We start from the raw sequence: 13,400 nt of genomic DNA on the forward strand, positions 1-13,400 counted from the left end.
CTTCCCATGTGCCGGACCCTTTTTTTGTATTATTGTCCCGACCTCTGCGCAAAATAGTCCAGAACTGCTTGTTCCAGCGGAGTCAGCAAATGATCCTTGCGCCAGGCGACAAAAAAACCGCCGCTTTCCGGTTGAATGCCCGGCAGGGGAGCGTAGCGCAAGCGGTTCTGTGCGACATCGGCTTCAATTCCTTTTTTGGAATAGATTGCGACGCCACCTGCTTCGCTGACCAGGTCTTTAATAAGCTCTGGTGAATCCAGTACGGTACGGTTCCACAGACGCACGCTATTGAGCTGTGCCCATTTGTCAGCGATCCCGCGCAAAGCGGAACCGGCTGCATGCTGTACCCAAGGTTCGCGTACGGCTAGCTCTGCAGTCAGCTCCGGATTTTCTTCGAAAGGATGTCCCGGTGCAAAAATCAACACAGGCTCGTCTTGTTCGATTCGCTGAAAATGAAAGGTATCATCATTCCATTCACTGGTGTGCAGCAGCGCCAATGGTGTTTCGCGGACCCGTAGCCGTTCTCGCAGTTCCCGGTCTGCATGTACAGACATGGATAACTCTATACCAGGAAAGTCCACCATGAGCTGTGACATAGCTTTTGGAAGAACATAGCTGCCAGGAATATAGCTGGACTCCAGTTTTAACTGTCCTTGCGAGGGTGAGGAGAACTGTTTGACACTGCGCTCGGCATCAGCAGCAAGGGCTACGATTTTCACCGCGTATTGGTACAAGGTACGGCCTGCTTCTGTCAGCAGCACGCGACCACTGCGATATTGAAACAATGGAGTACCAAGTTCAGTTTCGAGATTCTTCATATGAAAGGAAACGGTGGGCTGTTTGACCCCAAGCTCGGCGGCAACCTCTGTAACCTTTTTGTATTTTTCAATTAACACTACGATGTGGAGTTTCATAATATTCATGATGTTCCCCCGAGAAAATGTTGTTAAAAACGGTGAATATTAAGCTGTTGTTTCTTCATTATAGAATAATTCTATACAGGTATACAAATTATATTGTTATTTTTATCTTTGATTTTACACAACGAGGACCTTTCTCTAACGAACGAGCCCTAGAATAGGAAGAGTCAAAGCGACACAATGTTGCCAAGGCAATACAACAAGAGTCAGCTTTCACTGCATTTTGTGGTGGTCAAGCGTGTGGGAGCAACTGCTCCACAACAACTTTAGGGGGAGACAAACAACAATGCAATTTAGAAAATCTTGGATCATGACACTGGCTTTAACTAGCGTACTGGCACTTTCGGCTTGCGGAGCAAATAATGCAACAACCAATAATGGTGGAGGCAACACTTCAGCAACAAACGCACCAACTGAAACTAGCGGCGCCGAATTAAAAGGTTCTGTACTGGCATCCGGCTCCACAGCATTGCAGCCGCTCGTTGAGCAAGTTGCAGAGAAGTTCATGGAGAGCAACAAAGGCGTAGACATTCAAGTACAAGGCGGCGGTAGCGGTACAGGCTTGACTCAAGTTGCTGAGAAGCAAGTTGATATCGGTAACTCCGACGTATTCGCTGAAGAGAAGCTGAAAGACGCTGACGCTGATAAAGCAGCAGCTCTCGTTGACCATCAAGTAGCTGTAGTTGCGATTGCTGCTGTTACGAACAAAGATGTTGGTGTTAAAGATTTGACCAAGCAACAATTGGTTGACATCTTCACTGGCAAAGTAACGAACTGGAAAGATCTTGGCGGTAAAGACGAGAAGATCCAAATTATCAACCGTCCAGGCAGCTCCGGAACACGTGCGACTTTCGAGAACTTCGCACTGGGCACGAAGACTGAAGACCTGCAAGGTTCTATTCAAGAAGATTCCTCCGGTACAGTTAAGAAGCTTGTTAGCGAAACACCAGGAGCGATCGGATACCTTGCACTTTCCTACCTTGATGATTCTTTGACAACTCTTAGCTATGACGGTGTAGAACCATCTGTAGACAACGTTATTGCTGGTAAATACCCAGTATGGGCTTACGAGCACATGTACACTAATGGTGAGCCGAACGAAACTGTTAAAGCTTTCCTTGATTACTTCTTGACTGACGACGTGCAAAACGGCGATGTGGTAGAGCTTGGATATATCCCAGCTTCCAAAATGCAAGTTGTACGTGATGTCAAAGGTAACGTAACGACTAAATAAACATCACGATCAAGCATTCTTCAGTAGAAATTCAATGTGATTAGAGGCGGAAATCCTTCTGCCTCTCTTTTCACTTTAGAAAGAGGGAGCATTTCAAGGTGAAAGCAAACAAATCTCGTATTGAAAAACATCATATAGAGGATTTCATTGGGCGCACTTATATGTCCTTTTGCGTAACGCTATTAATTGTCATCATTGTATCAATGGTGTATTTTGTAGCGTCAAAAGGCCTGTCCACCTTTATTAGTGGGACTACAAGCGTATCCGAGTTCTTCTTTGGTACCAAATGGTCGCCGGACGGGGATTCACCATCCTTTGGTGCACTTCCGTTTATTTCCGGGTCCTTCCTAGTTACTCTACTCGCAGCACTGATTGCTAGCCCGCTTAGCATTTGTGCGGCATTGTTTATGACTGAAATCGTTCCAGGGTGGGGGAAAAAGCTGCTTCAACCAGTTATTGAGCTGTTGTCTGGTATTCCTTCCGTTGTATACGGCTTTGTGGGCTTAAGCGTGATTGTGCCACTGCTTCGCAATATCTTTCCGGGTCAGGGCATCGGGGTGGCTGCAGGCGCACTTGTCTTATCGGTTATGATTCTACCGACGATTACGAGCGTGGCTGCAGATGCATTGTCTTCTTTGCCGCAAAATTTGAAGGAATCTTCGTTTGCGCTTGGAGCTACCCGGTGGCAGACGATTTCTCGCGTCATCATTCCTACAACCCTGCCCGCGATTATGACAGGTGTAGTACTCGGGATGGCCCGCGCCTTTGGTGAGGCCCTTGCTGTACAAATGGTTATTGGTAACGCACCATTCGTTCCGCGCTCGCTATTCGAATCGGCTTCTACCCTGACGAGTGTCATTACACTGGGAATGGGCAATACCACTATGGGCTCGCCGCACAATAATGCGTTGTGGAGTATGGCGCTGGTTCTTATGCTGATGACATTTGTATTCGTCTTCCTCGTAAGACTGCTTGAAAGGAGAAATAAAATTTGAAGCCGAGAACCGCTGACAAAATCGCTACCACGCTTATTGTGTTTTTCGCTCTACTTATTGTAGGCATCTTGGTTGGACTGTTAGGTTACATTCTGATGCGCGGAATCAGTCATATCAGTTGGGACTTCCTGACCTCCGCACCTCAGAAGATCCGAGCAGGCGGAGGAGTCGGGCCACAGCTGTTCAACTCCATATTCTTGCTGTTCCTGACCCTTCTGATTACAGTACCGCTAGGTCTGGGTGCCGGAATTTTTATGGCCGAGTATGCACGTCCCGGCAAGCTTACCGCATTCATCCGCTTGATCGTAGAGGTTCTGTCCTCATTCCCGTCGATCGTAGTCGGTTTGTTCGGACTCTTGTTGATCGTGAACTATTTCAATCTCGGATTCTCTCTAATATCTGGTGCACTGGCATTGACGGTATTCAATCTGCCGCTGATGGTGCGGATAACGGAGCAGGCCTTCCGAACAGTTCCGAAGCAGCAGAAAGAAGCTGGGTTTGCTCTTGGATTGTCCAAGTGGAAAATCGTAACCTCAGTCCTGTTCCCTGTAGCTTTGCCAACAATCATTACAGGAACGATCCTATCGGCAGGCCGGGTGTTCGGGGAAGCAGCAGCACTGATGTTTACCGCAGGGATGAGCAGTCCACGTCTTGATTTCGGGAACTGGAACCCACTCAGCACGTCTTCACCGCTAAATCCGTTCCGGCCCGCTGAGACACTTGCGGTACACATCTGGAAAATAAATAGTGAAGGCTTGGCTCCAGATGCGGTACAAATCGCTGCCGGAGCTTCGGCTGTGCTGGTCATTACTGTATTAATCTTTAACCTGGCCGCGCGTTACTTCGGCCGCTTTATTTACCGTAAACTCACAGCTTCTAAGCGTATGAACTAGCAGGTACACCAATTAGATCAGAGAATAGTAGGAGGAGTAAGCGATGGGAGCAACAGCAACCGCAACTAAAAATTCTTTTCAGACCGAAAATTTGAGTATTTTCTATGGGTCTTATGAAGCTGTTAAAGGAATCAGCCTACCTTTCCCGGAAAACACAGTAACTGCACTCATCGGTCCTTCGGGCTGCGGTAAATCCACCTTTCTTCGTTCGCTCAACCGGATGAATGACGAGATTTCGGGTTCCACATCCAAAGGCAGCATTTGGATTGACGGCGTAGATATCAACGCCCCAGGTACAGATGTAATCAAGCTGCGTCAAAAAATTGGGATGGTATGGCAGAAGCCTAATCCATTCTACAAATCCATCTATGACAATATTGCCTTCGGACCAAAGTATCATGGAATCAAAGGTAAACAGGCATTGGATGAGATTGTAGAGAGCAGTTTGCGTCGTGCCGCACTGTGGGACGAAGTAAAAGATCGTCTGAAGGATTCGGCCCTGGCATTGTCGGGTGGACAACAGCAGCGTTTGTGTATCGCACGTGCGTTGTCTGTTAATCCGCAAATTTTGCTGCTGGATGAGCCGGCTTCTGCATTGGACCCGGTATCCACAGGTAAGGTTGAGGAATTGATCAAAGAGTTAAGAGAGGACCTGCGAATTGTTATCGTTACCCACAACATGCAGCAAGCCGCTCGTATTTCCGACTTTACCGCTTACTTCTACCTCGGTTCTTTGGTGGAGCATGACAAGACGGAGAAGGTCTTCTCCAACCCTGAGAATCAAATGACACAGGAATACATAATGGGCCGTTTCGGCTGATTATGATCAAAATGATCAAGCGGAAAACACTGCTCTGTCTGAGCGGTGTTTTTTGTTATACCGTTAAGAGAGATGGCATCAGGCGAGGTTATTTGCAAAGCAAGTAAAGATCATGTATGATTGTTGATAATGATTCTCAATGATAATTTTATACTGGGAGGAACTATTCATGACAAATTCACAATCTTCATCTGCAAATAGCATTGCTGACACAATCAAGGAACGTCGTTCTATCAAACAATTTAAGCCTGACCCGCTGCCGGAGGGGCTGCTCGAAGAACTGCTGAATGTTGCGGTTTGGGCTCCAAACCACGGACTGCGTGAGCCATGGCGCTTCATCGCTTTTAAGGGAGAAGGGGCGAAATTTCTCGGCGATGCAGCTTTTTCTTTGATCAAGCGTGGTGCGGCCGATCCTGACTTTGCGGCTAGACGTAAAGAATACCTCTCAAATATCCCACTTACCTTAATTGTGGTGATGCCCGAGGACCCGCGCCAGCGGGAATGGGATGAGGATTATGCCGCAGTCTCTGCCTTAGTACAGAACTTCCAGCTGGCGGCGTGGGAGAAAGGCGTCGGCACGATCTGGAAGACCGATCCTTACATCTACGCACCTGAGTTTCGGAGTAAGCTTGGCGTGAAGCCGGGGGAGAAGATCGTAGCAATGGTTCACGCCGGTTATCCGGAAGTCGTGCCAGCCAGCCGCCCACGGACCGAGGCAGTAGAGCTGCTGCAGGTGGTTGACAGCTATCCAGAGAGTGGAAGCCTGGAGTAGAAGAAGTCTGGAGTAGAAAATTGTGTTAAGAGAAGTGAATTAATCATCCGAGTTCACGCTGTATAACCCGAACAAAAGAAATTAATAAGAGCGAAGATAAGCGAACGGGGGAGTTTGAAGCTATAGGCGCAGAGTGCTCGTCCGAAAGCTTTCCATAGGAAAGCTGGCATCGGAACATAGACTGTCGACAGACTGCAACCAATAGCGGTATATTCCCCTTCACCAGTTGTTTTAATAGTAGAAAAGAGGGGTCACATCCCCAACTAACGGCATTTTTGTACCTTATTTTTCTTTGATATAGGCAAATGAGGGAAATAAGGGCATTATTGTATCTTAATTTTCGAAAAAGCATGCCGAATGGGCTATTCTGGAAGATTTAAGGTACAAAATTGCACTTAATCTTCAATAACCCTTAGCTGCAGAGGATTTAAGGTACGAAAATGCCGTTAATTTTAGTTCGATCCTTTTTAAACAAGCACTCTCTTTTCTTGGGTATGTTTGATTTGTATTGCGTTCTGTATTGCGTTCTATATTCATTGTATTGATTGATCAGTTCAACGTTAACCCCCTGAAAACAGACAGGGGGTTCTTTATTTTCTATTTTGCCTAGGCCATATGAATGTGGGAGTTCTAGTTTTCTATTATTACAAATTCCTGCGGGTTGAAGCGAATATATGCGCTAATTTGTTGTAGACTACCTTGGGACAACTCTAGGAAGCGCTCAAACAGAAGAGTAACAGTGGCTAACAACTCATGATCTTGATCCAAGTCTTTAAAAGTAGCATCACTCCATTGGACACCTAGCGTGGTATTTCTTGCTTCGAGAACCGCTTTAGTTTCCTCAAGCAGAGTGATCATGGAAGTATCGCTGAAGAAACGCAAGCCGCCTGTCACACCAGACCAATAACCCGGTGTATCCAGCAAATAAGAGATCCAAGCATAATACTCCCTCACCGAGTTTTTAGCGTGATCGTACAATACTCTAAACATGCACAAAGCCCGTTGTCCCTCCGTGAGCTGAGATATCACTTGTGTTTTCACGGACATGTTTTTTCCACGAATTTGCATGAGGGTTGGCTCCATACATACCCACCCGAGTCTTTCATCATCCAATGAATCGAAATCCTGTCGTTTCACTGTTACTAATGACATTTGATTCCTCCTTTTTTGACTATCACGAATGTCAATCATAAAGACAAAAAAATTACTGAGGTCTCACTACCGCTACAGCCGACTCAATCACTTGCTCCAATAGCATCTCCAGCTGTTCTTTCATCGTAAGCTCCAAAGACCCTTGTGCCAAAAGATCTTGCTGTAGCTTGTCTAAATAATTCATCCCTTGTGAAATAGCGCCCCAGAATTGCATAGCCATAAGGCTGGCATTACCCTGACGAATCGTCTTTTGGATGATACCCTTCTCAACGGCTTGGGTCATCGGTTGTAGGAAGCTTTTCATCCATTCGAAAGGAGAGAAGGGTTCATCCGTATAAAAGTAATGCACATCCATGCTGACTCGCATGTAAAAGCGAGAGACCGCAGGATCATCCAGGACTTGCGTGCAGACTATCCGTGCATACTGACTGAACAGTTCAAGGGATGAGCCTTCTTGTTCGAAATGAGACTGTGTAAATCGTTGAGTCCTATCCATCATGTATTCGTATAGTTCACGAAACAAGATTTGCTTGTTTTTGAAATAGTGGTACACAAGTCCGCGCGCCAGACCCGCCTGTTCCGCTACTTCACCAATCTCAGCTGCCACGTAACCTTTTTCTGCATAAACGTGTATGGCTGCCTGCAAAATCTCTTGTGTCCGCTGTTTACGAATTTCTTCGTTTTGTGCTTTGGTGCGTGGTGACATGTTGTGCATCCCTCTTTTTCATTGACATTCATGACAATCAAAAATATAAAGGATATTCAAAATATTGTCAATATAATTCATCTAATAATGCTCGGTTAGCTTGCTAGGGGAGCGAAAACTGGCTAACTTGTCCTTCTCCATAATCATCAAAGCCTCATTCGCGGAAGCCGCTTCACACAGGTTATGCTCTAACCATAGGGAATTTTTACTTGCTCCTTGAAAAACTAATCATATTAGTTTATATTATAACTAATGATATTAGTTTTGAGGAGGAATACACATGAGAGTACTTCAAGAAGGACATTTACTTCAGCTGACTTGGATGCCATCCTTTTTCCCGGTAAACTGCTATTTGGTCGAAGAAGAAGACGGGTTGACACTTATTGATGCAGCAATGCCATTTAGCGCCAAAGGGATTATTGGCACAGCAGAGAAACTGGGGAAGAAGATCAACCGCATTATATTGACCCATGCCCATGACGACCATGTCGGGGCGCTGGATGAGGTAGCGAAGCATTATGCAGATGCAAAGGTATATATCTCCGAGCGGGATGCAGACTTGCTTCGAGGGGACAGCTCACTTCGGCCTGATGAGCCACAGACTCCGATCAAGGGAAGTGTACCTAAGAAGATCACCACCAAACCGGATGTACTGCTTCGGGAGGGGGATACCATTGGCTCACTAAAAGCAATCAGCACACCTGGTCATACTCCTGGTTCAATGTCTTTCATCGATCAGCGCAGCGGTGCGGTTATCGTCGGCGATGCGGTCCAGATGTTCAGGGGATTTGTGGTAGCAGGAACAGTAGTACCACTGTTTCCGTTCCCGGCGCTGGCAACCTGGCACAAGGAGATCGCACTCTCGAGTGCCCGCAAGCTGTTACAGTTCAAGCCTACTCTCATTGCTGCAGGGCATGGTAACTGGTTAAAGGAACCGGCTAGTGGGCTTCAGCGGGCAATTCTTCGGGCAGAAAAGTCATTACGAAAGGGGTAAGCGAATGTCTCCAAGAGCAGGATTGGATGTCGATATACTTGTACGAGCGGCAGCAGAGATTGCCGATGAGGAAGGGATTGAAGAGGTAACACTGGCACGGCTGGCAGCCAAACTGGGTGTGCGGTCGCCTTCACTTTATAATCATATCAATGGTTTACAGGGTTTACGCACCCAGTTGGCTATCTATGGACTGGGAGAGCTGAATACGGCGATAGCCTCTGCAGCGGAGGGGCTGAGCGGTGACGATGCGGTCCAGGCGATGGGCCGCGCCTATGTTGAGTTTGCAAGAAGCCGCCCGGGGTTGTACAAAACGACGCTGTCCTCCCCGGATCCAAACAACGCCGAACTTGTGGCGGCCAGTGAGCGTATTTTGTCCCAGATTATTAATCTGTTACAGGTTTATAATCTGGGTAAGGAAGGCGAGTTGCATGCCGTACGTGGCCTTCGCAGCATCCTGCATGGCTTTGCCTCTATCGTGCAGGAGGGCGGCTTCGGGATGCCGCTAGATACCAACATTAGTCTATCCCGCCTAATCGCTGCATTCCTCACCGGGATCGGGCAAATGAACATTCCAGGAAAGCATGAATCTTGATCTGGGGGATTGAACTAACGTTCTCCGTTAGTTCAATCCCTTATTCAATCATTGATTTCGCTAAAACAATCATTTGCTTCTTAGACAATCGAAAACTATCCATCTCTATGTAAGTACCATCTTGTACCCATCGCAAACATCTTCCTTGTGTTCCATAATTAAACCTCGCTTCAACTCCATTCAATTTAATAATCTCACCATTTGTATTAAATCTAAAGTTTTCTTCTATATCTCTGGTCGTACTTGTTTTACTATGAACATCAATTGTAGTTTCAGATCGCTTACTTTTGTATCCTATCGCTTTATGTTGTTCAATTCCAAACATATACGTGCTTCCGGATTTATCGAAGTAATGGAGTCTTACCTTCGTAATTAGTCGGTCGGTAACGAGAGGATAAGGTTCCTTGATTTCAAGGTTCCAATTTGCAAAGGAGTTACGTGGGATGAATAGCTTAAAATCCGCTGCACTTTTTATTTGATCTAATCCAATATTCGCAAAAGTTATTGCAGGATTTAACAATGGAATTGTTGTTAAGAACAAAATTACTACCAGCTTTTTTAGAACCACCAAGAGCACCCCGCGTGTGTTTTCTTTTAGAGTTTCCTAAGAAGGGCGTTCTTATTGTGGGACGGGTCGGATTAGTAATACTGCTCGTTAGTTAAATGTGTTCCGGTCTAAAGTTATATTTGCTCAGTCTACTGAGCTTAGTTTCTTTAAACAAGTATAAGACGCAAAGAGTACATCATATGCGTAAAAAACGGCTAGTAACGCTCCATTTCGGAAGCATTATTAGCCGTAAGCGCTTTCTATAGAAAAACGTAAAGGCGAGTTCATTACAGCATAGGGCCCAAATAGGCTGCAAGGAAATACAGTAACCCAAACAACAGCATAACATAAGCCGTATACTTAATGGCATTGGAGGCAGTGATACGTGGATCGACAGATTCTTGAACCAGGACCTGTTCTTGTTCCTTCGCTTCGAAGTCTTCAGACAGCGGGTCTCTCATCATGATAATCTCCTCCTTGGATGTTGAAGCCTTAACTGTATTGTGACATATTTGTGAACTAATTTCAACAAATATGTGGCTATAATTTGAACAAATATTTAAATTTGAGTTATTTATGGACATTTAAGCGAAAAAAGAGCTTGACACCGGGCGGTTTCTGCGAATAAATGGGGTCTCCGGCACACGTAAGGCAAGCTTTTGAACTTAAGATTGAGCCTATTGATATTCCTAATTCACAGTTTAAGGATGAAAAAGCACAATAAAAAAGCCAGCCGGACACAAATTTGTGTCTGACTGGCTTTTGTTATCCTGTGCAAAAGCGATTATGCCCAGTTGCCATTGCGGAAAATTGGCTCGGTCTTGCCGTCATCCGTAATTCCGTCAATATTCATTTCCGGTGAACCCATCATGAAATCGACGTGGGTTAGACTTTGGTTCATGCCTTTAGCAGCCAGCTCTTCCTTCGTCATCTTGATTCCATCTTGTAACGTAAATGCATAAGCTGCGCCCAAAGCTAGGTGGCAGGAAGCATTCTCGTCATAGAGAGTCGTGTAATACAGAATGCCGCTCTCCGAGATCGGAGAATGGAAAGGCACAAGCGCAACTTCACCAAGGTAGGAGGCACCTTCATCCATTGCCAGTAGTGCAGCTAGCGTTTCTTGACCTTTTTCGGCCTTGAAATCAGTTACCTTGCCATTCTCGAGCGTCAGTGTGAAATTGTCAATAATATTGCCGCCGTAGCTGAGTGGCTTCGTGCTGCTGACAGTACCATTGACGCCATTCTTCGAAGGTGCAGTGAACACCTCTTCTGTAGGGATATTAGCCAGGAACGGAACTCCACGTCCATTTACTGCGCCAGCCTGACACCAGATATGGCCTTCCGGCAGCTCGATGGTTAGATCTGTTCCGTGTGCAGTGTAGTGCAGCTTGCGGAACTTGCGATCATTGAGGAATGTACAACGCTCCTTCAAGCCGTCCAGATGCAGGCGCCATGCTTCAACCGGATTCTCCTGATCGGCACGCACCGCTTTGAAGAAGGCTTCCCATAATAAGTCGACTTGCTGATCCGCAGGGGCATCAGGGAAGACTTTCGCCGCCCAAGAAGGGGATGGGAAGGCCACAATACTCCAGCTTGCAAAATTGTTCATCAGCATCTCACGATACGCTGCCATCGCCTGTCCAGCCGTCCGCTGGTTGTTGGCAATACGCTCAGAGTCTACGCCAGCCAGTAGATCTGGGTCTACAGAGACGATATTCAGGAACGCTGCACCGTTCTTGGCGAGATCCTCCAGCTCATCAGCTTGCCATTTCGGCGGCAATAGGAAAGATTCCGCTGGAGCCAGATCATAACGGGTACGAGTAACGACCTCGTCACTGTAATTGACTTTGACCAACTGGGCTCCAGCTTCATAAGCGTTGCGTACGACGAGGCGCACTAATTCTGCCGAGGTGATGTCGGCATTGACGACCAGTGTCTGTCCCGGCTGAATATTCACCCCAATTTTTACAGCTAGCAGCGCGTAGTTCTCCAGCTTTTGTTTGAAACTCAACATGACATCCTATCCCCTTATCCTTTAATTTCTCTTAAAAAGCCCAGTTACCTTTGAGGAATACAGGTTCCCGAGTGCCATCTTCAGATATTCCATAAATGTCCATCTCACCAGAGCCGATCATGAAATCGACATGCGTAACACTGGAGTTCAGTCCATGGGCAATTTGCTGCTCTTCGTCCATCTCTTTGCCGCCCTCGAGACAGAAGGCATAGGCCATACCGATAGCCAAGTGGTTGGAGGCATTCTCGTCAAATAATGTATTGTAGTAAAGAATGTTGGATTCCGAAATAGGGGAGTGATGTGGAACCAATGCCACTTCTCCAAGATATTTGGCGCCTTCATCCATGCTGATTAGATGCTCCAGGGAATCTTGGCCCTTTTCCGCGCTTACGCTAACAATCTTGCCGTTCTCAAAGGTTAGGGAGAAGTTGTCAATAATATTGCCGCCGTGGCTGAGCGGTTTGGTGCTGCTAACGACCCCGTTCACACCGGTCTTAAGCGGAGCTGTGAAGACCTCTTCGGTAGGTAGGTTGGCAACGAAGCTGTGACCCTTCGCGTTAATGCTGTCACCCTGTGCCCAAAGATGACCTTTTGGAAGTTCGATAGTCAGATCGGTACCAGGTGCTATGTAATGCAGTTTCTTATATTTTTTGGCGTTTAGCACATTTGCTTTGCTCTCCAGATTGTCCAGATGCTCATGCCAAGCGGCAATCGGATCTTCCTGGTCAATACGTACTGTATGGAAAATAGCTTCCCATAGCTGTGCTACGCGTTCTTCCGCAGGTAGTTCAGGAAACACTTTGTCTGCCCATGGCTGGGAAGGAACAGCAATGACATTCCAGCTAATCTTATCCGACATCTGGTAAGCACGGTATTTGGCCAGTGCCGCGCCGCGTGTTTTTTGGAAATTAGCAATACGTTCCGGGTCAATGCCCTTCAGCGCGTCTGGGTTCTCGGAGATGACTGCCATCACGGCTGCGCCGTTCTCGGCGAACTCGGTCATTTCACCGGCATACCAGGTTGGAGCCTTGGTGAAGGTCTCCGGTGCAGCATGTTCAAAAGTCTGACGGGTAATGCTCTCATCGCTCCAGTTGACCTTAACCAGACTAGCACCTACTCCATAGGCTTTCTCAGCCACGAGACGGGCGAATTCTGCTGCGCTGATGGGAGCGTTAATGACCAAGGCTTGCCCTGGTTGAATGTTGACGCCAATCTTAACTGCAAGCTCGGCATATTTGTTAAGCTTTGTTTGAAAATCGCTCATGTAGATTTCCTCCATTTACCTTTAATCTAATGCTTTACAAGGGTTGTCTTAAATTATTAACCGCCGGATGAAAAAAGTCAATTATGCTAAGGGAAGGCGGGATTTGCTTTCATTTCAATGATATACTGGTGTAGTGAAGCAAGAATTATTCGAAAGGGTGTTTATTAGGATGGCAGCTGAGATTGTAAGCGCGGAAATGCGCCGCAACGAGGATGGAAGTTTTGTAGGGAGAACGGTGTTTACATTAGAGAATCATACTTCTCCGTATGAAATTACGTTTTATAGTAAGAAGGGGAGCGAGTGGGATTACAGCCTCAGCTTTGCCGGAGAGCCAGGAAGCGAGGAGCAGTTCCTTCAGACGGACACCTTGCTGGAAGAGGATGATGAAATCTTCAACCAGCTGCTGGATGCTGCTATCGATGCTCAGGAAGTACAGGAAGGGTAAGACAATAAATTGGATGCAGGCGCAGTTATTTATACTTATTGCGCCGCATCCG

15 protein-coding genes are annotated in these 13,400 nt (G+C 46.6%); 8 read left to right on the top strand and 7 right to left on the bottom strand.

From position 1 onward, the window contains the following. Positions 1-29 precede the first annotated feature (29 nt). Positions 30-923, bottom strand: coding sequence for a LysR family transcriptional regulator (locus AC3Y23_RS08445; protein ID WP_379197643.1), 894 nt, complete (start codon positions 921-923; stop codon positions 30-32). A gap of 283 nt (positions 924-1,206) precedes the next feature. Between AC3Y23_RS08445 and AC3Y23_RS08450 the strand changes: the two genes are divergently transcribed. From AC3Y23_RS08450 to AC3Y23_RS08470, 5 genes are all read left to right on the top strand, one after another. Beyond that, on the top strand, positions 1,207-2,154 hold the full coding sequence (locus tag AC3Y23_RS08450) for a phosphate ABC transporter substrate-binding protein PstS family protein (protein WP_379197645.1): 948 nt from the start codon (positions 1,207-1,209) through the stop codon (positions 2,152-2,154). Positions 2,155-2,252: 98 nt separating this feature from the next. Then, on the top strand, positions 2,253-3,149 hold the full coding sequence (gene pstC / locus AC3Y23_RS08455; RefSeq protein ID WP_379197647.1) for a phosphate ABC transporter permease subunit PstC: 897 nt from the start codon (positions 2,253-2,255) through the stop codon (positions 3,147-3,149). After that, positions 3,146-4,042 carry a phosphate ABC transporter permease PstA gene (pstA, locus tag AC3Y23_RS08460; RefSeq protein WP_379197649.1) on the top strand — a complete coding sequence of 299 codons (897 nt, stop codon included), beginning with the start codon at positions 3,146-3,148 and terminating at the stop codon, positions 4,040-4,042. Before pstC ends, pstA begins: the two co-directional genes overlap by 4 nt. Before the next feature lie 43 nt (positions 4,043-4,085). After that, positions 4,086-4,862, top strand: coding sequence for a phosphate ABC transporter ATP-binding protein PstB (gene pstB / locus AC3Y23_RS08465; protein WP_379197651.1), 777 nt, complete (start codon positions 4,086-4,088; stop codon positions 4,860-4,862). Between the two features lie 169 nt (positions 4,863-5,031). Continuing rightward, a complete protein-coding gene (locus AC3Y23_RS08470) occupies positions 5,032-5,634 on the top strand; it encodes a nitroreductase family protein (protein WP_379197653.1) in 603 nt (200 codons plus the stop codon). Between the two features lie 630 nt (positions 5,635-6,264). Here the strand turns inward: AC3Y23_RS08470 and AC3Y23_RS08475 are convergent. Further along, the gene (locus tag AC3Y23_RS08475; protein WP_379197655.1) at positions 6,265-6,786 is read right to left on the bottom strand and encodes a hypothetical protein; all 522 of its coding nucleotides are present in this window, start codon (positions 6,784-6,786) and stop codon (positions 6,265-6,267) included. 52 nt (positions 6,787-6,838) lie between these two features. Next, the gene (locus AC3Y23_RS08480) at positions 6,839-7,492 is read right to left on the bottom strand and encodes a TetR/AcrR family transcriptional regulator (RefSeq protein WP_379197657.1); all 654 of its coding nucleotides are present in this window, start codon (positions 7,490-7,492) and stop codon (positions 6,839-6,841) included. A gap of 280 nt (positions 7,493-7,772) precedes the next feature. Here AC3Y23_RS08480 and AC3Y23_RS08485 point away from each other — a divergent pair, with 280 nt between their 5' ends. Both AC3Y23_RS08485 and AC3Y23_RS08490 read left to right on the top strand, forming a co-directional pair. Further along, positions 7,773-8,486: an MBL fold metallo-hydrolase gene (locus tag AC3Y23_RS08485; RefSeq protein WP_379197659.1), complete on the top strand. Its 714-nt coding sequence runs from the start codon at positions 7,773-7,775 to the stop codon at positions 8,484-8,486. Between the two features lie 4 nt (positions 8,487-8,490). Next, positions 8,491-9,078: a TetR/AcrR family transcriptional regulator gene (locus AC3Y23_RS08490; protein ID WP_379197661.1), complete on the top strand. Its 588-nt coding sequence runs from the start codon at positions 8,491-8,493 to the stop codon at positions 9,076-9,078. 40 nt (positions 9,079-9,118) lie between these two features. Here AC3Y23_RS08490 and AC3Y23_RS08495 read toward each other — a convergent pair whose 3' ends face one another. The 4 genes from AC3Y23_RS08495 to AC3Y23_RS08510 all read right to left on the bottom strand — a co-directional run bounded on the left by AC3Y23_RS08495 (position 9,119) and on the right by AC3Y23_RS08510 (position 12,903). Beyond that, positions 9,119-9,646 (bottom strand): hypothetical protein, encoded by a 528-nt coding sequence (locus AC3Y23_RS08495; protein WP_379197663.1) that lies wholly within the window; start codon positions 9,644-9,646, stop codon positions 9,119-9,121. 266 nt (positions 9,647-9,912) lie between these two features. Further along, positions 9,913-10,089, bottom strand: a complete 177-nt coding sequence (locus tag AC3Y23_RS08500) for a hypothetical protein (protein ID WP_379197665.1) — start codon at positions 10,087-10,089, stop codon at positions 9,913-9,915. Between the two features lie 320 nt (positions 10,090-10,409). Beyond that, positions 10,410-11,639 carry an aminopeptidase gene (locus AC3Y23_RS08505; protein WP_379197667.1) on the bottom strand — a complete coding sequence of 410 codons (1,230 nt, stop codon included), beginning with the start codon at positions 11,637-11,639 and terminating at the stop codon, positions 10,410-10,412. 31 nt (positions 11,640-11,670) lie between these two features. Next, positions 11,671-12,903 carry an aminopeptidase gene (locus tag AC3Y23_RS08510; protein WP_379197669.1) on the bottom strand — a complete coding sequence of 411 codons (1,233 nt, stop codon included), beginning with the start codon at positions 12,901-12,903 and terminating at the stop codon, positions 11,671-11,673. A gap of 169 nt (positions 12,904-13,072) precedes the next feature. Here AC3Y23_RS08510 and AC3Y23_RS08515 point away from each other — a divergent pair, with 169 nt between their 5' ends. Further along, entirely contained in the window at positions 13,073-13,348 is a 276-nt protein-coding gene (locus AC3Y23_RS08515) for a hypothetical protein (RefSeq protein WP_379197671.1), read from the top strand. Positions 13,349-13,400: the final 52 nt, after the last annotated feature.

Source organism: Paenibacillus sp. MAHUQ-45 (assembly GCF_058133325.1).